This window comes from Devosia sp. (assembly GCF_017307565.1).
GTDB lineage: Bacteria > Pseudomonadota > Alphaproteobacteria > Rhizobiales > Devosiaceae > Devosia.
The window spans coordinates 1-17,340 of record NZ_JAFKHD010000353.1 but is presented as its reverse complement, the minus strand read 5'-3'; the positions used below and the strand labels follow the sequence as shown (position 1 = coordinate 17,340).

The 17,340-nt window shown below is 62.1% G+C and carries 16 protein-coding genes; 8 read left to right on the top strand and 8 right to left on the bottom strand.

Annotated features, from left to right (window positions below; genetic code table 11):
• Window positions 1–36: 36 nt before the first annotated feature.
• Together rpoD and dnaG are read right to left on the bottom strand one after the other, a co-directional pair.
• On the bottom strand, window positions 37–2,094 hold the full coding sequence (gene rpoD, locus J0I64_RS14265; protein ID WP_291409372.1) for an RNA polymerase sigma factor RpoD: 2,058 nt from the start codon (window positions 2,092–2,094) through the stop codon (window positions 37–39).
• 188 nt (window positions 2,095–2,282) lie between these two features.
• On the bottom strand, window positions 2,283–4,217 hold the full coding sequence (gene dnaG / locus J0I64_RS14260) for a DNA primase (RefSeq protein WP_291409370.1): 1,935 nt from the start codon (window positions 4,215–4,217) through the stop codon (window positions 2,283–2,285).
• A 144-nt stretch (window positions 4,218–4,361) separates the two neighbouring features.
• On the opposite strand from dnaG, the gene J0I64_RS14255 reads away from it, so the two are divergent.
• On the top strand, window positions 4,362–4,760 hold the full coding sequence (locus J0I64_RS14255; protein WP_291409368.1) for a hypothetical protein: 399 nt from the start codon (window positions 4,362–4,364) through the stop codon (window positions 4,758–4,760).
• Window positions 4,761–4,802: 42 nt separating this feature from the next.
• Here J0I64_RS14255 and J0I64_RS14250 read toward each other — a convergent pair whose 3' ends face one another.
• Window positions 4,803–5,363, bottom strand: a complete 561-nt coding sequence (locus J0I64_RS14250; RefSeq protein ID WP_291409366.1) for an HdeD family acid-resistance protein — start codon at window positions 5,361–5,363, stop codon at window positions 4,803–4,805.
• 187 nt (window positions 5,364–5,550) lie between these two features.
• Between J0I64_RS14250 and J0I64_RS14245 the strand changes: the two genes are divergently transcribed.
• Together J0I64_RS14245 and J0I64_RS14240 are read left to right on the top strand one after the other, a co-directional pair.
• Window positions 5,551–6,735 (top strand): MFS transporter, encoded by a 1,185-nt coding sequence (locus tag J0I64_RS14245; RefSeq protein WP_291409364.1) that lies wholly within the window; start codon window positions 5,551–5,553, stop codon window positions 6,733–6,735.
• A gap of 96 nt (window positions 6,736–6,831) precedes the next feature.
• Window positions 6,832–7,980, top strand: a complete 1,149-nt coding sequence (locus J0I64_RS14240) for a diguanylate cyclase (protein ID WP_291409362.1) — start codon at window positions 6,832–6,834, stop codon at window positions 7,978–7,980.
• Here the strand turns inward: J0I64_RS14240 and J0I64_RS14235 are convergent, their stop codons facing one another.
• A complete protein-coding gene (locus tag J0I64_RS14235; protein ID WP_291409360.1) occupies window positions 7,981–8,439 on the bottom strand; it encodes a GatB/YqeY domain-containing protein in 459 nt (152 codons plus the stop codon).
• 187 nt (window positions 8,440–8,626) lie between these two features.
• On the opposite strand from J0I64_RS14235, the gene carA reads away from it, so the two are divergent.
• A complete protein-coding gene (gene carA, locus J0I64_RS14230) occupies window positions 8,627–9,832 on the top strand; it encodes a glutamine-hydrolyzing carbamoyl-phosphate synthase small subunit (protein WP_291409358.1) in 1,206 nt (401 codons plus the stop codon).
• A gap of 82 nt (window positions 9,833–9,914) precedes the next feature.
• Here the strand turns inward: carA and J0I64_RS14225 are convergent, their stop codons facing one another.
• From J0I64_RS14225 to J0I64_RS14215, 3 genes are all read right to left on the bottom strand, one after another.
• A complete protein-coding gene (locus J0I64_RS14225) occupies window positions 9,915–11,450 on the bottom strand; it encodes a glycosyltransferase (RefSeq protein WP_291409356.1) in 1,536 nt (511 codons plus the stop codon).
• Window positions 11,451–11,519: 69 nt separating this feature from the next.
• Entirely contained in the window at window positions 11,520–12,440 is a 921-nt protein-coding gene (locus tag J0I64_RS14220) for a neutral zinc metallopeptidase (protein WP_291409355.1), read from the bottom strand.
• A gap of 120 nt (window positions 12,441–12,560) precedes the next feature.
• A complete protein-coding gene (locus J0I64_RS14215) occupies window positions 12,561–12,722 on the bottom strand; it encodes a hypothetical protein (protein WP_291409353.1) in 162 nt (53 codons plus the stop codon).
• A gap of 50 nt (window positions 12,723–12,772) precedes the next feature.
• Here J0I64_RS14215 and J0I64_RS14210 point away from each other — a divergent pair, with 50 nt between their 5' ends.
• From J0I64_RS14210 to J0I64_RS14200, 3 genes are all read left to right on the top strand, one after another.
• Window positions 12,773–14,752, top strand: a complete 1,980-nt coding sequence (locus J0I64_RS14210; protein WP_291409351.1) for a bifunctional 2',3'-cyclic-nucleotide 2'-phosphodiesterase/3'-nucleotidase — start codon at window positions 12,773–12,775, stop codon at window positions 14,750–14,752.
• Window positions 14,753–14,816: 64 nt separating this feature from the next.
• Entirely contained in the window at window positions 14,817–15,803 is a 987-nt protein-coding gene (locus J0I64_RS14205; protein WP_291409349.1) for a ribonuclease, read from the top strand.
• Between the two features lie 11 nt (window positions 15,804–15,814).
• Window positions 15,815–16,321 (top strand): GNAT family N-acetyltransferase, encoded by a 507-nt coding sequence (locus J0I64_RS14200; RefSeq protein WP_291409347.1) that lies wholly within the window; start codon window positions 15,815–15,817, stop codon window positions 16,319–16,321.
• 4 nt (window positions 16,322–16,325) lie between these two features.
• Here J0I64_RS14200 and J0I64_RS14195 read toward each other — a convergent pair whose 3' ends face one another.
• On the bottom strand, window positions 16,326–16,766 hold the full coding sequence (locus J0I64_RS14195; RefSeq protein ID WP_291409344.1) for a MarR family transcriptional regulator: 441 nt from the start codon (window positions 16,764–16,766) through the stop codon (window positions 16,326–16,328).
• Window positions 16,767–16,880: 114 nt separating this feature from the next.
• On the opposite strand from J0I64_RS14195, the gene J0I64_RS14190 reads away from it, so the two are divergent.
• Window positions 16,881–17,312, top strand: a complete 432-nt coding sequence (locus J0I64_RS14190; RefSeq protein ID WP_291409342.1) for an organic hydroperoxide resistance protein — start codon at window positions 16,881–16,883, stop codon at window positions 17,310–17,312.
• The last annotated feature ends 28 nt before the right edge of the window (window positions 17,313–17,340 follow it).

Genomic DNA, 17,340 nt, shown 5'->3' with positions numbered 1-17,340 from the left:
GTGACTTTCAGGCGGGGAGCAGCCACCGGGCTGCTCCTAGTTATCGAGGAAGCTCCGCAGCTTCCGGCTCCGGCTCGGGTGCTTGAGCTTGCGGAGCGCCTTGGCTTCGATCTGACGGATACGTTCGCGGGTCACCGAGAACTGCTGGCCGACTTCTTCGAGCGTATGGTCGGTGTTCATGCCGATACCGAAACGCATGCGCAGCACGCGCTCTTCACGCGGCGTCAACGAGGCGAGAACACGGGTCGTCGTTTCGCGCAGGTTGGACTGGATCGCCGCATCGATCGGCTGGATCGCATTCACGTCCTGGATGAAATCGCCGAGGTTCGAATCTTCTTCGTCGCCGATCGGCGTTTCGAGAGAAATCGGCTCCTTGGCGATCTTGAGGACCTTGCGGACCTTGTCGAGCGGCATCTGGAGCTTTTCGGACAGTTCTTCCGGCGTCGGCTCGCGACCGATTTCGTGCAGCATCTGGCGCGAGGTACGAACGATCTTGTTGATCGTCTCGATCATGTGCACCGGAATACGGATCGTGCGGGCCTGGTCGGCGATCGAGCGGGTGATCGCCTGACGAATCCACCAGGTCGCATAGGTCGAAAACTTGTAACCGCGACGGTACTCGAACTTGTCGACGGCCTTCATCAGGCCGATATTGCCTTCCTGAATGAGATCAAGGAACTGCAGGCCGCGGTTCGTGTACTTCTTCGCGATCGAGATCACGAGGCGAAGGTTGGCTTCCACCATTTCCTTCTTGGCGATCGCAGCTTCGCGCTCGCCCTTCTGCACCTTGTGAACGATGCGGCGGTATTCGGCGATATCCAGACCGGTTTCGGTGGCAAGCGTAGCGATCTCGTGACGGATATCGCGCACGGTATCGGCTTCGCGGCGGGCAAACTCGCCCCAGCCCTTGCCGTCAAAACCTTCAAGGCCGGTTTCCCAGGTCGGGTCGAGCTCGCGACCATAGTAGTTCTGCAGGAAGATTTCGCGCTTGACGCCATAGCTTTCGGCTAGGCGCAGCAGACGGCCTTCCAGGCGCACGAGGCGCTTGTTAATGTCGTAGAGCTGCTCGACGAGGCTTTCGATACGGCTGGTATTGAGCGAAAGCGACTTCACGTCGGCAATCACGTCGGCGCGCAGAGCACCCAGCTTCTTCGATTCGGCGTCGGAAACGGTCGCGGTGCGGTCGACGGCGTGACGGTCCTGCATCACGCGCATTTGGCCATAGGCCTCGGCGATGCGGTTGAACGTTTCGACGACCTGCGGCTTCAGCTCGGCTTCCATGGCCGACAGCGACAGGGCGTTGTCGAATTCGTCGTCGTCATCTTCGACCGGATCCTGCGGAGCTTCCGGCTCCTCGGGCACATAGTCGTCGTCGCTGTCCGATGAGGCTGCGCGACGCGGCGCGGGCTTTGCGGCGGCCTTGACGACCTCAGGCTCATGACGCGCAGGCGCAACCGGGATCTCAGGCGCTGCCTGCTTGGCATCGGGGCCAGCATAGGTCGCTTCGAGATCGATGATGTCGCGCAGCAGAATTTCGCCTTCTGCGAGCTGATCGCGCCAGATGATGATGGCCTGGAAGGTCAGTGGCGATTCGCACAGACCCTCGATCATGGTCTCGCGGCCTGCCTCGATGCGCTTGGCGATGGCGATTTCGCCTTCGCGGCTGAGCAGTTCCACCGAGCCCATTTCGCGCAGATACATGCGCACCGGGTCGTCGGTACGGTCGGAGCCCGATTTGGTATTGGAGGTATTGGCCAGAGCGGTGCCGCCGGAGGGCGCAACTTCGCTGCCGGTATCCTCTTCGTCCTTCTCGACTTCGGTCTCTTCGACCTCGTCTTCGTCGACGACGTTGATGCCCATCTCCGAGAACATGGACATGAAATCTTCGATCTGCTCGGAGCTTACTTCGTCCGAGGGCAGAACGGCGTTCAGCTCTTCATAGGTCACGTAGCCGCGCTTTTTCGCGACTTTGATCAGCTTCTTGACCGCAGCATCGTTCTGGTCGATCAGGGGACTGTCGTTGGAGGCCTCCGGAGCCCCGGCTTCGGGCTTCTCGGTTTCCTTGCTGGCTTTGTTCGCTGCCTTGGTGGCCATATGCTACTCCTCGGGACCCGTGGGCATCGGGCGCCGGACTTGTCATAGGTGGTGTCGGCTCAAGACAAGGTAAAGGTTTGGTAACCAAGGCGTTAACACGCCCAGCTCACATTGGTTCGCTTCGGGACGCAATGACGAGACCGCCATATGCAAAATCGCGCGTCTTCGCCGGTCTTTAGAGAAGTCCTCTAAAAACTGCGAGTCGCGCGTCCTGATAACGAACCAAATCCTTCAATCAATGCCTCAGTGCCATCGACAGTGGTAATCTGGTTCTTGATGTCTCGCAGCCTCTCAAAGGTTTCATCGCTCGGGTCTTCGCCCAGCGCCGCTTCGGCTGCCTTCAATTCCCTATTTAGCTGAACTTTCTTGTTATGCAAGGCCAGCGCATGACTTAATCCGATCTCGGCGTCAGACAGCGCCGTATCGGAACTCACCTGCCACACCCCCTGGCGCACCAGAGTCTCGGCCATCCGGTCGAGTGCTGGGCCGTGCCCGCGCGCCCCCAACGCCGACTGCAGATCGGGCGCCGAAATATCGTGATGACGCACGACCAGCGCCAGAATGTCGGTCAGAACCTTCTGGGCCACCGGCGTTTCACAATCGAGCGCGGCAAGACTCTCGAACTTGTCTTCGACCAGAGCCGGATGATTGACCAGCGTCTGGATGATCGTCGCCTCGCGCGGCGTCGCATCGACGCCGGGACCGCCACGCACCAGACGCGAATTGCGTAAAGTGTCGGAAACCACCGAGCGCGGCGTGCCACGCGAGGGAAATCCATAGGCCCCGCTCTGCCCATAGCCCGGACGCCCGCCCCGCTGGCCGTCCCTGCCCTGTCGGATGGGCGCAAAGAACGCCTTCAGCTTCTCGTCGAACGCCTGCTGATAGTGGAAGCGCACGTTCTGGTCCTGAATACCATTGGCGCGTTCGCGCAGCCGCGCCTGCAGCGCCGCCCGCTCTTCGGGCGCCTCGGGCACGAGACCGCCGGTCTCGACACTCCACAGCATGTCCGAGAGGCTGCGGGCCTTCTCGATCACCTCGGCAAAGGCCTGACGTCCCTGTGCCTTGATCAGGTCATCCGGGTCCTGCCCCTCGGGCAGTGTCGCGATCTTCACTGTCTTGCCCGGCTTGAGATGGGGCAGCACGATGTCCATGGCGCGTTCCGCGGCCTTGAGACCGGCCTTGTCGCCGTCAAAGCAGAGCACTGGCACATCGGCCATGCGCCAGAGCAGTTGCAGATGCTCCTCCGTCAGCGCGGTGCCCAGCGGGGCCACAGTGCCCTCAAAGCCGGCCGAAACCGCCGCGATCACATCGAGATAACCTTCGACGACGATGACAGTGGCGCCACCCCGCGCCGCCGTGCGCGCCGATTGGCCATTGTAAAGCGTCTGTCGCTTGGAAAAGAGCGGCGTCTCGGGCGAGTTTAGATATTTCGCCGGCACGTCGGCGCTGAGCGCACGACCGCCAAAGGCGATGATCCGCCCCTTGAAGTCGCTGATCGGGAACATGACGCGATTGCGGAAGCGGTCATAAGTGAGCGGATCGCCGTCTCGACTGGTCACAAGCCCGGTGTCGATCATCGCCTGGGCGGAGACACCATTGGCCGCCAGGTGCTCCTTGAGCCCATTACGACTATCGGGCGAGAACCCGATGCGGAAGCGCGTCTGGCTCGTCGCCGAAACGCCGCGGTCAAAGAGATACCCGCGCGCTCGCGCGCCGATGTTGTGAGACAGCGCCGCCTCGAAATACTTCGTGGCGAGCTCCATCACTTCGACGAGGCTCTTGTGCGCCGCGTCACGCTGTTCGCTGCGCTCGTCGCGCGCCGGCATCGGCACGCCAGCCATCCCGGCCAACTTCTCGACCGCCTCGGGGAAGCTCATCCCCGCCTTTTCGGTCAGGAAACGGAAATGGTCTCCAGTCGCGCCACAGCCAAAGCAATGGTAGATTCCGCGCCGGTCGTCGGCGTGAAAGCTCGGGCTCTTTTCGGCATGGAACGGGCAGCAGGCCCACATGTCGCCCTTGCCTGGCTGGCTTTTCCGCTTGTCCCAAAGCACGTGCTCGCCCACCACCTGCGTAATCGGCAGGCGCTGACGGATTTCATCCAGGAACTGATCGGAAAAGCGCATGAGTGCTACGTAAGCACTCCTTGGCCCGAAGTCACCAGCAAGGAGCTTTTCCACAGCCACCCGGGCAGGTCGACCGCTATTCCATCGCCTGCTCCTCGGTTAAGGTCGCCCCCTACCCGATACACAGCGTCTCAAGGATCGCCCTTGCCTGCCAACTACCGCAAAATGCCCCTGCCCGTACTCCTGGCGCTGACCACCCTGCCTGCGCTGATGATAGGCGCGACGCTTTGGCTCCTGGCCGATCTTTTTCCCGGTTGCACCATCACGGAGCGACAGCGCCTGACCTCGCCAGACCAACAGTTTGACCTCGTCGTCTTCTCCCGCACCTGCGGCGAGGACACCGAGGACAACCGGCAAGCAGCCCTGGTTCCGCCCGGCGAAAGCGTGCCGGAGGACGCGACGAGCTTTTTCGCCGCGGCAACCTCCGCCGATCTAACAGGAGCGTGGGTGGACAAAGACAATCTGACGCTCGCCGTCCCCGCGACCGCAGATATCCGCCGCGAGGACAAGTCCGTCGCCGGCATCACCGTGAGCTATCGCTAGGACTCCCGCCTTCGCGGGAATCCCGGCTTGGAACGAAAACCGTCAGGCCTTGCTCGACTGGTAAAGCCGCCATGCCCAGCCAAACAGCCCAATCGCGAAGATCACCAGCAGCACACCACCGATGACCATGCCCACCGCCGCGGTCAGGACCGGAAAGAGCAGGAAGACGAGCCCAAGCAGCACGTAGGACACGCCCGAAAGTACAACGGGCCAGATTCGCGAATAGCTCTGCCGCTCGCGCACCACGACCACGATCTGCATCACGCCTACAAAGAGCGCCGCGAGACCGACGAGCGTGCCCAGGAAGGTGGCCGTAAAAATCGTCGCCACGAATGGCTGGATGAAGAACAGAATACCCAGGATCAGCGATGCTGCGTTGGCGATGATGTCGAACCAGTAATTGCCGCTCTTGCCGCCACCAAAAGTCAGGCTCCAGAGGCCAAGCGCGCCATCGATGATCAACAGGATACCGCCGAACAGCACGAGCATCGTCAGCGCATCGCCCGGGAAAATGATTGCATAGAGACCGGCAAGCAGCATGAGGAGCCCACGCAAGGCCGTTGCCGCCGCAAATCGCCGCTTCGTCTGGGAAGAAACCGTCATTCAAATGCCCTCCTGAGGGCCGAAGAGGCCCTTCCAGCAGAGGAAGCTTAGCGCCCTCGGCCCGCTGGCGCCAGACCCGGCTCGCCTATAGATTTTCTATAGTGCAATGAGGAAAATATGGATTGTGCCCTCGGGGCCGCTGTGAAATGAGACGGCTCCCAACGAGGCCGCTCCCGCGGTTGCTGACATGTCCCTGCCTCTCATCGCTCTCTTCCTTGCGGCCTTTGCCTTCGGCACGGCCGAGTTCGTCATTGCCGGTATTCTGCCCGAGGTCGCCAGCGGCCTTGACGTGTCGATACCCGTCGCCGGCTATCTGATCTCGGGCTACGCCATCGGCATTGCCATCGGCGGGCCGCTGCTCGCCGTCGCCACCAAGAAGATGACGCGCAAGGCATTGATTTTGCTCCTCGGCGGCATCTTCGTTCTCGGCCAGGTATTCTGTGCGCTCGCGCCCAATTTCGAGATGCTGATGCTGGCGCGCGTACTCGTCTCCATCGTTCACGGCACCTATTTCGGCATCGCGGCCATCGTCGCGGTCAGCCTTGTTTCTCCCGAAAAGCGCGGCTTTGCCGTTGCACTCATCCTCTCCGGCCTCACCGTATCCAACATTCTCGGCGTCCCCGGCGGCACCGCCATCGGCAATGCGCTGGGTTGGCGCGCCACATTCTGGGCGGTCGGCATCATCGGCCTCTTCGCAACGCTCGCCGTCGCGTTCTTCTTGCCGCGCCACGCCGCCTCTGCAGCCACCTTCGGTAGCTTTGTGCGCGAGTTCAAGGCACTCGGCCGTCAGCAGATCGTTACCTCGCTCTTCATCGTCATTCTGGTGATGATCGGCCAGTATAGCCTCTTCACCTACATCGCTCCGCTGCTGACCAACGTGACTGGCCTCGATACGGGCACCGTTCCGTGGTTGCTGCTCCTCTATGGCGTCGGCTCCACCATTGGCGTCTTTGTTGGCGGTCGCCTCGCCGACTGGAAGCTCATGCCCTCGCTTGTCACCATCCTGGCATTGCAGGCGGTGATGTTCGTGACGCTCTATTTCGTCAGCCCCTACCCCATCGTCATGGCCATCGCGACAATCCTCTGGGGCGGTGTCAACTTCGCCTTCGGCTCACCGGTCCAGTCCCGGGTCCTCGCCTGGGCTGCCGACGCGCCAAATCTGGCCTCCGCCCTTATCCCGACTGGCTTCAATATCGGCATCGCCATCGGCGCGATCCTGGGCGCTGGTCTGATCGATTCTGGTCTTGGCTACAGCGTCCTGCCGCTCATCGGGGCAGTCACATCGGCGCTTGCAGCGGCCATAGCTGTCATGTCGGGGCTGATGGATCGCAGCAGCGGCGCGCTGCCGCCTGTGGCAGTAGCTGCGGAATAACCGAGGAAATCCTCCTCATCGGTAGAATTGTAGTCTCTCTGTAAGAGAGCGTTCGCATTTGCAGCTATAAGAGCGCTACTGATGTTGGGGGCTCGAATGGTCATCGACAATGCGACACTGCTGATCGGCATTGCGTTCTCGAGCGCCTCTCTGTTGCTTGCGCTGACGATAGGCTGGCTCAACGCTCGCAATGAGTCCTATCTCCTGCTCGGCGCGACGGGCATGGCGCTCATAGTCTGTGCCGTCGTCATCATGGGCACTAATCGCGCCGCCTACGACGTTCTGCAGCACGGCGTATCCTACTCGCTCATCCTCGTCGGCTTCAGCTTCATATTTGCGGGCACGCGGCGTTTCCGCAACGCCAGAGCCACTTTGTGGCCTGCCGCATTGATAGGCGTGATTGCCGTCACGATAACCTTCATCCCGCTTGCCCTTGGGCTGACCGGTCTATCGACTGCCCTGCTCAATGCCTTCGCCGGCGCCCTTCTGGTCCTCTGCGCCGTCGAGCACTGGCGCAGCGACGATCATCCGCGGGTCGCGCTTCACGCCAATGCTCTGATCTACACCGTAACCGCATTCTCGTTTTTCAGCTGCGCCGCGGTCATCGCGGCTGACGGCGCCTGGGCGCTTGCCGCTCCACCAAAAAACTGGGCTGAAGACTTCAACGCCATCATGTCGATCATTGGCCTCACAGGCATCGGCGCGCTGACACTCACGCTGCACTATGCGCGCGCCGCCCAACGCCATCGCGATGAAGCCAATACCGACGTTCTGACTGGTGTACTTAACCGCCGGGCTCTCTTCGATCGCTTCGGCAACACCGTACCCGCTACCAATACCGCGGTGCTGATGTTCGATCTTGACCACTTCAAGCAGGTCAACGACCGTCTGGGCCATGCCGAGGGCGACCGCGTGCTGCAACGATTTGCCGAGGTCCTGCAGCGTGAGCTGCGGCGCGGCGACGTGCCTTCACGCATCGGGGGAGAAGAATTCTGTGCCGTGCTTCTCGCCATCGACAAGGAAGCCGCCAGAACGATTGCAGAGCGTATCCGTCAGTCGGTCGCAGACATGGATACTAGGATCGGCAGCACCGACCTGATTGCCACCGTGAGTGTCGGCCTTGCAATTTCCGCAGGCGATGAGGACTTTTCGAGCCTGCTGAACCGCGCCGACGCGGCCCTCTATCAGGCCAAGAACGGCGGGCGGAATCAGGTCCGCCTCGCCGCCCTGAGATTGGTGGCCTAGTTAGCCCTTCGCAGCCAGCAGATTACGGACCTGCCCGCTCACCTTGCCGAAATCGATTCGGCCCGGATAGTCAGCCTTGAGGGCGGCAATCACCTTGCCCATATCCTTCGGCCCTTCCGCGCCGCTCGACGCAATGGCGGCCTCGATGGCTGCGGCAACCTCTTCCTCGCTCAGCGGCTTGGGCAGGAATTCGTTGAGAATGTCGATCTCTTCCTTTTCCACCGTCGCAAGGTCCGCGCGCCCGGCCTGGGCATAGATGGCAAAGCTCTCTTCGCGCTGCTTCACCATTTTCTGAATGATGGTCAGAACCTCGTCATTGGTCGCCGGGCCCTTGCCGTCGCCGCGATTGGCGATATCGCGGTCCTTGATAGCCGAATTGATGGCGCGCAGGGTGCCAGTCCGTCGCTGGTCGCGGGCCTTGAGGGCGGTTTTCAGGCCTTCGCTGATCGTTTCGCGCATCTTGATGTGCTCCTTGCCATGCAATTTGATGCCCCCATATAGGCATGAAACACGGGTCGCGCCACTTGCGCTCTCCCGCTCGGCCTTCTAAGAGGAGGCCTCAACCGACATACCTCGCACCCATTGTAGCGGCTTCCCGCCGCTTTGCTCTGCGCGCGATCCGACGAACCAAGCATGGAGACCGACCGTGACAGGCTGGCAGCAATCCCCCGCGACCGCAGTTCTTATTCTGGCTGACGGCACGCGCCTTGAGGGCCATGGTATCGGTGCAGTCGGCCACGCCGCTGGCGAAGTCTGCTTCAACACCGCCATGACCGGCTACCAGGAAGTCCTCACCGACCCCTCCTATGCCGGCCAGATCATCACCTTCACCTTCCCCCATATCGGCAATGTCGGCACCAACGACGAAGATATCGAAACGGTGAACATGGCCGCCCTTTCGGGCGTGCGTGGCGTCGTGCTCAAAGCCGACATCACCAATCCCTCGAACTATCGCGCCGCCGAAAAGCTCGACGCATGGCTCAAGAAGCGCAACATCATCGGCATCGCCGGTGTCGACACCCGCGCCTTGACCGCCCTCATCCGTGAAAACGGCATGCCCAACGGCGTCATCGCCCACGAGCCGACCGGCCATTTCGACGAAGGCTCCATCAAGGCCGAACTGAATGCCTTCCCGGGTCTTGAAGGTCTCGACCTCGCCAAGGAAGTCACCACGGCCCAGACCTATCACTGGGACCAGACCAGCTGGGAATGGAACAAGGGCTACGGCAAGGTCGAAAACCCGGACTTCCACGTCGTCGCCATCGACTACGGCGCCAAGCGCAATATCCTGCGCTGCCTCGCAGATCAGGGCGCCAAGGTCACCGTCGTGCCTGCCACGGCCACGGCGGCTGACGTTCTCGCGCACAACCCGGACGCTATCTTCCTCTCCAACGGCCCTGGCGATCCGGCCGCGACCGGCAAATATGCCGTCCCGACCATCCAGAAGCTCATGGAAACCGGCAAGCCGCTGTTCGGCATCTGCCTCGGTCACCAGCTGCTCGGTCTCGCCCTCGGCGCCACCACCAGCAAGATGCACCAGGGCCACCACGGCGCCAATCACCCGGTCAAGGACCTGACCACCGGCAAGGTGGAGATCACCTCGATGAACCACGGCTTTGCCGTTGATGCCGAGACGCTGCCCGCTGGCGTCACCCAGACCCACATCTCGCTCTTTGACGGCTCCAATGCCGGCCTCGCCGTCGACGGCAGGCCGATCTTCTCGGTGCAATACCACCCCGAAGCCAGCCCCGGCCCGCAGGACAGCCACTACCTCTTCACGCGCTTCCTCAATCTGGTGCGCAAGGAAAAGGGCATTGCCGAATGGCCCGAACACCAGGCCCCGGCCGCCTGATTGGTCTCGAACGACGCGTAGACATCTGAAGGGCGGCGCCATGATAGCGCCGCCCTTCATATTTTCCGGAGCACCTGGACTTCTAGACCCGCCGGACGACTTCGAGCCCCGTCAGACCACCAACTTCAAATCCCTTGTCGCGCGCCATGATGCCGAAAGCCTCGGCTCCGAGATGCAGCTTGTATGGCGTCTCGGCAACGCGCACGCCCGCCTCGACGACGGGCCGCGAGATGAGAACGAAACTCTCCCCGACCCCGTCGAGCGGCAGGAGCGCAAAGGTCTTCTGATAACCCAGATAGGTGCGGAAGCCCCGATCGCGACGCACCACCCCATCGCGACCACCATCCTTGTAGAGCACCTTGAACGGCGCGGCCTTCTCATAACGGAAAAGCTGATCATCCCCCGGCGCGCCCGTCTCATCGACCACGTTGGCCGCCACCACGGGAAGCCCCGCGCCAAGCATCCGCTGGATCGCATCCGATGGAATAGCGGTCACATCACCGTCGATAAGCACGACGTAGGCCGCATCCGCCGCAACCCCATCCAGAATGGCATTGTCCCGCGCCGCAGCGGACGCGAAATCGCCCTCGATCACATCTGCACGCAACCCACTCCCCGCCAGCGCTGCTGCCAACTGCGCCTTATCGACACTATTTGATACGTGCACCGCAAAGCTCACCCGATCTCTCGGATAGTCGAGCGCCGCCATTGCTCCCAAAAGCGCCGGCGACATCGACCGCTTGCCAAGCCGCACCGCAACATGAATGCGCGGCCGCTCTTTCGCCGGAACGACGATCTGGTGGGTATAGAGATGGAGCGGATCGGCAATCACCACCTTGGCCAGCGCCGGATTGACCAGCTGCCGCCATGCCCACTTGATCGATGTGGGCACCTGCAGAACGTGGACGATCCCGTTGTTCCGCTTGTGCCAGGGAACCCACGTGGTCATCCACACATGAGAAACCAGCGAACCATCAGTGGCCGGCACCACAGTCCCAACAGGTTCAAGCAAAGCTATGGCCTCAGCGTCAGTACGCGTTCTGCGGCCATCGGCGAGCAGTGGCGACCACACCTTGGGCGACAGCAAAGTCGGCCGATCGCTCTTGGCCAACCGCAGCACCGCCGAGGTCACCATCGCCGGCCCGGTGGAATAGAAGGTCTCCTGATCCACGAGGCTTGGCATCCTCGCGATGATATCGCGCCACAATGGATGCCCCGGCACAGAGCCCATGAAGGCATTGGTCAGGAGAAACGGCACCCCCTGGTGATGGCGATCGGGAAATATGTGCTCCAGCGGCTCGATGCCCAGGAAGCATTCGAAATCCAGCAGGCCATCGATGGGTTTGAAAGGCTCGACATCGAGATCGGCATAAACGCCACCAAGGGCGCCCAGCACCAGATAGCGGAATGAATCCGCTCTCTGGATCATCTTGGGATAGGCGTCATACGTCGGGATGAAAGCCGGATAGGTCACCGCGACGAACGCCCGCATCGTCTCGTCGGTCCACAGACGTATCTCCCAGTCCGGATGCAGCCGGCGCCAGGCGTCGTAATAGGCCTGCATCTGGCGCGGGAGCTGTTCGGATTTCCAGGTGAAATGAAGAATTTTCGGGATCATGGGCAGGCCAACGCGTGAAGACCGGCCCGGTGTATCCAACCCCATGCCACGAAGCTACCCCATCGCGCCTCAGATACTGCCCGAGAACGTATCGCAATCATTGGGATTGCCGGACTTATAGCCACGCGCAAACCAGGTCTTCCGCTGGGCTGAGGTACCGTGGTTGAAGGTCTTGGGCACGGCATAGCCCTGCATGCGTTTCTGGAGTGTATCGTCGCCGATCTGCTCCGCCGCATTGAGCGCCTCTTCGATATCCCCAGTATCCAGCAGGTTCTGCTGGCCTGCATAATTGGCCCAGATACCGGCATAGCAATCCGCCTGCAGCTCAACGCGCACCGAATAGGCATTGGCCTGTTCCTGGGTCAGGGTCTGGCGGCGACGATTGAATTCGGGGAGCACCCCAGTCAGGTTCTGCACGTGGTGACCGACTTCGTGCGCAAGCACATAGGCCTGCGCGAAATCGCCCGGCGCGCCAAACTTACGGTGCAATTCGTCATAAAAGCTCAGGTCGATATAGACCTTGGAATCGACCGGGCAATAGAACGGTCCCATCCGCGCGTCGGCCAGGCCGCAGCCCGAATTGGTCTGTCCGGTAAACAGCACCACCGGCGGCTTGGGATAGGTCTCTCCAGAATTGGCGAAGACCTCGGTCCAGAGATTCTCCGTTTCCTTCACCACCACGCCGACGAAGTCGACCAGTTCGTCCTGCCCTTCGGCCGGAATCTGGCGCGAGGAGGCGCTGGAAGTCTGCGTGCTCGATCCATCGGTCAGCATATCGAGCGGGTTCTGCCCGGTCAGCGCCCAGATGATCCCCAGCACCACGATGATGCCAATCATCCCGCCGACTCCGCCGCGCGAACCGCCACCGCCTGTCGGGATGCGAATACCCCCGCTCCGCCCCAGCGATGGGCCACCAAGCCCACCGAGACCGCCGCCTTGGCCACGGCGATCCTCAATATTGCTGCTGCGCTCCCGTCCACGCCACTTCATGACGGCCCTCCTGGTTCTCGTCTGTGGTAGCAACAAGCCGCGACAATTGGAACGGGTTGCATTTGTGCCGATTTGAAGTGGTCACCCCTTCCAGAAATCGGTCGCGCCACACCCCGCGCACTATTCGTTATGCGCCACCGTCATCGAACTGTCATAAATTGACCATGCGGTAAAAACTTCATAGCGTCCTGCTACCGCCGTCATGCCAACGTCACCGAACGCGGGCATGTCGAGGCCGCTTCCGGGAGAGGAAGCGCCTGAGAAGCCGGAATAGCCGGCCAAGCGGGGATATCGGCCCCAGGCTCACATGGCATTTCACTTGGAGACGTTCGATGAATTTTCTTCCAAAGATTTCTCGCCGCGGCTTTCTCGCCGGTTCCGCCAGTCTAGGAGCAATGGCAGCAATGCACCCCTTCGCCGTTCAGGCGCAAGCGAACCAGGCGCATCTGCGCATTCTCGAGACCACGGATCTGCACGTCGCAGTCTTCGCCTATGACTATTATGGCGATGCCCCGAACGACACGATGGGTCTTGCTCGCACCGCCTCCATCATCGAGGCCATCCGCGCCGAAGCCGGCAACTCCATGCTGGTCGACAATGGCGACCTCATCCAGGGCAACCCGATGGGCGACTACTACGCCTATGAGCGCGGCCTGAACCAGGGCGATGTCCACCCGATCGTCGCTGCCATGAACACCCTCGGCTACGAAGCTGCGACTCTCGGCAACCACGAGTTCAACTACGGCCTCGACTATCTCGACCGTGCGCTCGAAGGCGCCAAGTTCCCCTTCGTTTCGGCCAATCTCGTGCGCGGCGAACTCGCTGCTGACGCCTTGTCCGACACGACCTATATCAAGCCCTACATCATCGTCGAAAAGGAACTGACCGACGGCGCCGGCACGGGCCGCAAGGTCAAGGTCGGCCTGATCGGCTTCCTGCCGCCCCAGATCCTGACCTGGGACGCCACCCACCTCACCGGCAAGGTCTCGGTTCGCGACATCGTTGAAACCGCCAAGGCCTATGCCCCCAAAATGCGTGAAGAAGGCGCCGACATCATCGTCGCCCTGTCGCACTCCGGCATCGCCGCCGATCAGGGCGCTGGCGCCGAAAACGCCTCGCTCCAGCTTGCTGGTGTGGACGGCATCGACGTCGTCCTCACCGGCCACCACCACCTGGTCTTCCCGGGCCCCGACTACGAAGGCATTGAAGGCGTCGACGTTGCCGCCGGCACGCTCAATGGCAAGCCGGCCGTCATGCCGGGCTTCTGGGGCAGCCATATGGGCCTTATCGACCTGCTGATCGAGCAGAACGCCGATGGCAAGTGGAGCATCGTCTCCCACACCTCCGAAGCCCGCCCGATCTTCGAGCGCGTCGACGGCAAGGTGCATGCGCTGGTTGAAGACAATGCCGGCGTCGTCGCTGCGGCCCAGGCCGACCATGAAGCCACTCTCGACTATATCCGCCGCCCGGTCGGTGAAACCGCCGCCCCGCTGCACTCCTATTTCGAGCTCGTCGCGGACGATCCGTCCGTGCAGATCGTGAGCCAGGCCCAGACCTGGTACATTGCGCAGATGATGAAGGGCACCGAGTATGAAAGCCTGCCGATCCTGTCGGCGGCAGCGCCCTTCAAGGCCGGTGGTCGTGGCGGTCCGGACTACTACACCGACGTTCCCGTTGGCCCAGTGGCCATCAAGAATGTCGCGGACCTCTACCTCTACCCCAACACGATCCAGGCCGTGGTCGTCACCGGTGCCGACGTGAAGAACTGGCTCGAACGCTCGGCCGGCATCTTCAACCAGGTCGAAGCCGGTGCAAAGGACGCCGCCCTCATCAATCCCGACTTCCCGTCGTACAATTTCGACGTGATCGACGGCGTCACCTACAAGATCGATCTAACCCAGCCCTCGAAATACTCTTCCGACGGCAAGGCCGAGCCCAATCCCGACGCCAACCGCATCGTCGAGCTGATGTACGATGGCAAGCCGATCGACCCGGCCCAGAAGTTCGTCGTCGCCACCAACAACTACCGCGCCGGCGGCGGCGGTGCTTTCCCGGGCATCAATGCGGACGTGATCGTCTTCAAGGGTCCCGATACCAACCGCGACATCATCGTGCGCTTCATCGTCGAGAACGGCACGATCAACCCCAAGGCAGACAGCAACTGGTCGCTGGCCCCGATTGCCGGTACAACGGTGATCTTCGCCACCGGCCCCAAGGCCGCCGAGCACCTGGACGACGTCACGGCGGTCAAGATCGAGGCAACCGGCGAAACCAATGCCGACGGCTTCGGGCTCTATCGCATCACCCTCTAATCGTCAGGGTAGCAATCACCGAGGGGAGCCGCTAAGGCTCCCCTTATTCATTTGGGAGCACGAAATGCTGCGGATCGCCACCATCCTCGCCGTTCTGCTCCTCGCCGTCCCCGCTCGCGCCGAAGTGCCGCTCACCGGCTACTTCACCGCGACCAAAGCCTGCCCCGCGCTCCAGTCGATCAGCCGCGAGACCAATCCGGGCAATATCACCCTTCGCCCCGGCGCCGCCTATGACCTCATCGCCGGCAACAAAGACCGCCCGACCCATCTCTGGATCGTCATTCCCGGTGCCCAGCCGGATCGTCGCTGGGTCGCCGTCGATTGCGGCACGCGCTCGACCGATGCCGAAGGCCGCGTCGATGAGCCGACGCCGCCTGCACCGCCACCGACCTATCGCGGCACCCAGTACATTCTCGCAGTCAACTGGCAGCCCGCCTTCTGCGAGTTGAGCCCGCGCAAGACCGAGTGCCGCAACCAGAAGCCCAACAGCTTTGAGGCCTCCAATTTCACCCTGCACGGCCTCTGGCCACAACCGCGTGGCAACGAATATTGCGACGTCTCGGCCCGTGATCGCTTTGCGAGCGAAGACGGCCGCTGGCGCGACCTGCCCCAGCTCGACCTCAATCTCGCGCTCCGCCGCGACCTCGACGAGGTCATGCCCGGCAGCCAGTCCGGCCTCGACCGCCATGAATGGACCAAGCACGGCACCTGCTACGGCACCGGGGTACGCCAATACTATGCCGATGCCCTCGACCTGATGCTGGCGCTGAACACGTCCGACGTTGCCGAACTCTTTGCCGCCAATATCGGCAAGCGCATAACCCTCAGTGAGGTTCGCGCCGCTTTCGACAGCGCCTTCGGCCCCGGTGCGGGCGAGCGCGTCCGCATGACCTGCGCCGAAGACGGCAATCGCACGCTAATCACCGAACTGACGATAGGCCTCACCGGCCAGGTTGACGGCCCCGACTCCCTGCCCCGCCTGATCGCTGCAGCATCCACCACCGATGGCGGCTGCCGCTCCGGCCAGGTTGACGCCGTGGGCCTGCGCTAGGAGCACCGGCAATGCTTGAGATCGAACCACTCAACCCGGCCCTGGTCGACGCGATCGTGCAGCGTGATGGCGGCAATGGCTGGAAGAACGACCCTACCGGCTGGGTGAACATCCTCAGCCAGCACAACGCCGGAGCAAGACTCGTCCTCGTCGCTTCAGAGGCAGGCGCCCCAGTCGGCTACGGCAGCCTGGTCTGGCGCTCCGGCTACCCGCCCTTCGCAGACGCCGGCACTCCCGAACTGCACGACCTGGTCACGGCGAGAAGCCATCGCCACCAAGGCGTCGGGACAACCCTGATCGCCAGCCTTGCAAAGTCCGCCCGAAACCGGGGCCACACGACCATCGGCCTCGGTGTCGGCCTCTATGCCGACTACGGCCCTGCCCAGCGCCTCTACGCCGCCTTGGGTTACCAACCCGACGGACGCGGCCTCACCTACCAGAACGGGCCCGTTCCACCGGGCGCGACGATCCGGGCCGACGACGATCTCATCCTGTGGATGGTCAAAAACCTCGCCTGAACGTCTACCGCGCTCCGTCCAGCCGCTCGCGCAGCGCCACCAGTTCGCGCCGCATCGCCTCGGTCGCTTCCAGACTCTGTCCGGTGCCTTCAATGGCCGCCAGAGGAATGGACAGCGCCTTGCCCTTGAGCGCTTTTCCCGCCGCGGTCAGGCGGATGCGCACCTGCCGCTCATCCTCTTCATCGCGATGCCGGCTGACGAGATCACGTGCTTCGAGGCGCTTGATCAGGGGCGTAATCGTCCCCGAGTCGAGGAACAAACGCTCCCCCAGCGCCTTTACGGTTATGTCGTCCTTTTCCCAAAGCACCAGGAAGGCGAGATATTGCGGATAGGTCAGATCCAGCGCGTCCAGCCGCGGCTTGTAGAACCGCGTAAAGGCATGCCCGGCCGAATAAACGGCAAAGCACAGCATCTGATCGATCGTCGGCATCCGCTCGTCGCTCATCGTCACTCCTGTTCGGCACCTAACCTATCGCATAAATATACATTGCACACAATTCAATTGTGCAATATTGAATAGTCGTCACGAAATTTCATCCCTCCAAAGGAAATCGTCACCATGTCCATCAAAGCTGCAGTCTACACCGCTCACGCCCACACCACCGGCGGCCGCACCGGCACCAGCAAGACCGATGACGGCCGGCTGGCCGTGACCCTCGACACACCCAAGGCAATGGGTGGCAATGATGGCCCGGGCACCAATCCCGAACAGCTTTTCGCCGTCGGCTATTCCGCCTGCTTCCTGGGCGCGCTCAAGGCCGTCGCCCGTGGCGAAAAGGTGAAAATCCCCGACGAAACCAGCATCGATGCTTCCGTCTCGTTCGGCGAAAACGCCAATGGTGCCGGCTTCAACATCGCTGTCGAACTCAAAGTGAACATTCCAGGCCTCGACCACGAGCAGGCCGAAGCGCTGGTTCACAAGGCCCACCAGGTCTGCCCCTATTCCAACGCCACCCGTGGCAATGTCGACGTCACCCTGACCGTCGCCTAGGGCGTAAAACTGTCCTGAAACAGAAAGG

What these genes read in the sequence shown, in the direction of transcription:
- rpoD (WP_291409372.1), bottom strand. Translation starts at nt 2,094, where the DNA reads ATGGCCACCAAGGCAGCGAACAAAGCCAGCAAGGAAACCGAGAAGCCC.
- dnaG (WP_291409370.1), bottom strand. Translation starts at nt 4,217, where the DNA reads ATGCGCTTTTCCGATCAGTTCCTGGATGAAATCCGTCAGCGCCTGCCG.
- J0I64_RS14250 (WP_291409366.1), bottom strand. Translation starts at nt 5,363, where the DNA reads ATGACGGTTTCTTCCCAGACGAAGCGGCGATTTGCGGCGGCAACGGCC.
- J0I64_RS14245 (WP_291409364.1), top strand. Translation starts at nt 5,551, where the DNA reads ATGTCCCTGCCTCTCATCGCTCTCTTCCTTGCGGCCTTTGCCTTCGGC.
- J0I64_RS14240 (WP_291409362.1), top strand. Translation starts at nt 6,832, where the DNA reads ATGGTCATCGACAATGCGACACTGCTGATCGGCATTGCGTTCTCGAGC.
- J0I64_RS14235 (WP_291409360.1), bottom strand. Translation starts at nt 8,439, where the DNA reads ATGCGCGAAACGATCAGCGAAGGCCTGAAAACCGCCCTCAAGGCCCGC.
- J0I64_RS14225 (WP_291409356.1), bottom strand. Translation starts at nt 11,450, where the DNA reads ATGATCCCGAAAATTCTTCATTTCACCTGGAAATCCGAACAGCTCCCG.
- J0I64_RS14220 (WP_291409355.1), bottom strand. Translation starts at nt 12,440, where the DNA reads ATGAAGTGGCGTGGACGGGAGCGCAGCAGCAATATTGAGGATCGCCGT.
- J0I64_RS14210 (WP_291409351.1), top strand. Translation starts at nt 12,773, where the DNA reads ATGAATTTTCTTCCAAAGATTTCTCGCCGCGGCTTTCTCGCCGGTTCC.
- J0I64_RS14205 (WP_291409349.1), top strand. Translation starts at nt 14,817, where the DNA reads ATGCTGCGGATCGCCACCATCCTCGCCGTTCTGCTCCTCGCCGTCCCC.
- J0I64_RS14200 (WP_291409347.1), top strand. Translation starts at nt 15,815, where the DNA reads ATGCTTGAGATCGAACCACTCAACCCGGCCCTGGTCGACGCGATCGTG.
- J0I64_RS14195 (WP_291409344.1), bottom strand. Translation starts at nt 16,766, where the DNA reads ATGAGCGACGAGCGGATGCCGACGATCGATCAGATGCTGTGCTTTGCC.
- J0I64_RS14190 (WP_291409342.1), top strand. Translation starts at nt 16,881, where the DNA reads ATGTCCATCAAAGCTGCAGTCTACACCGCTCACGCCCACACCACCGGC.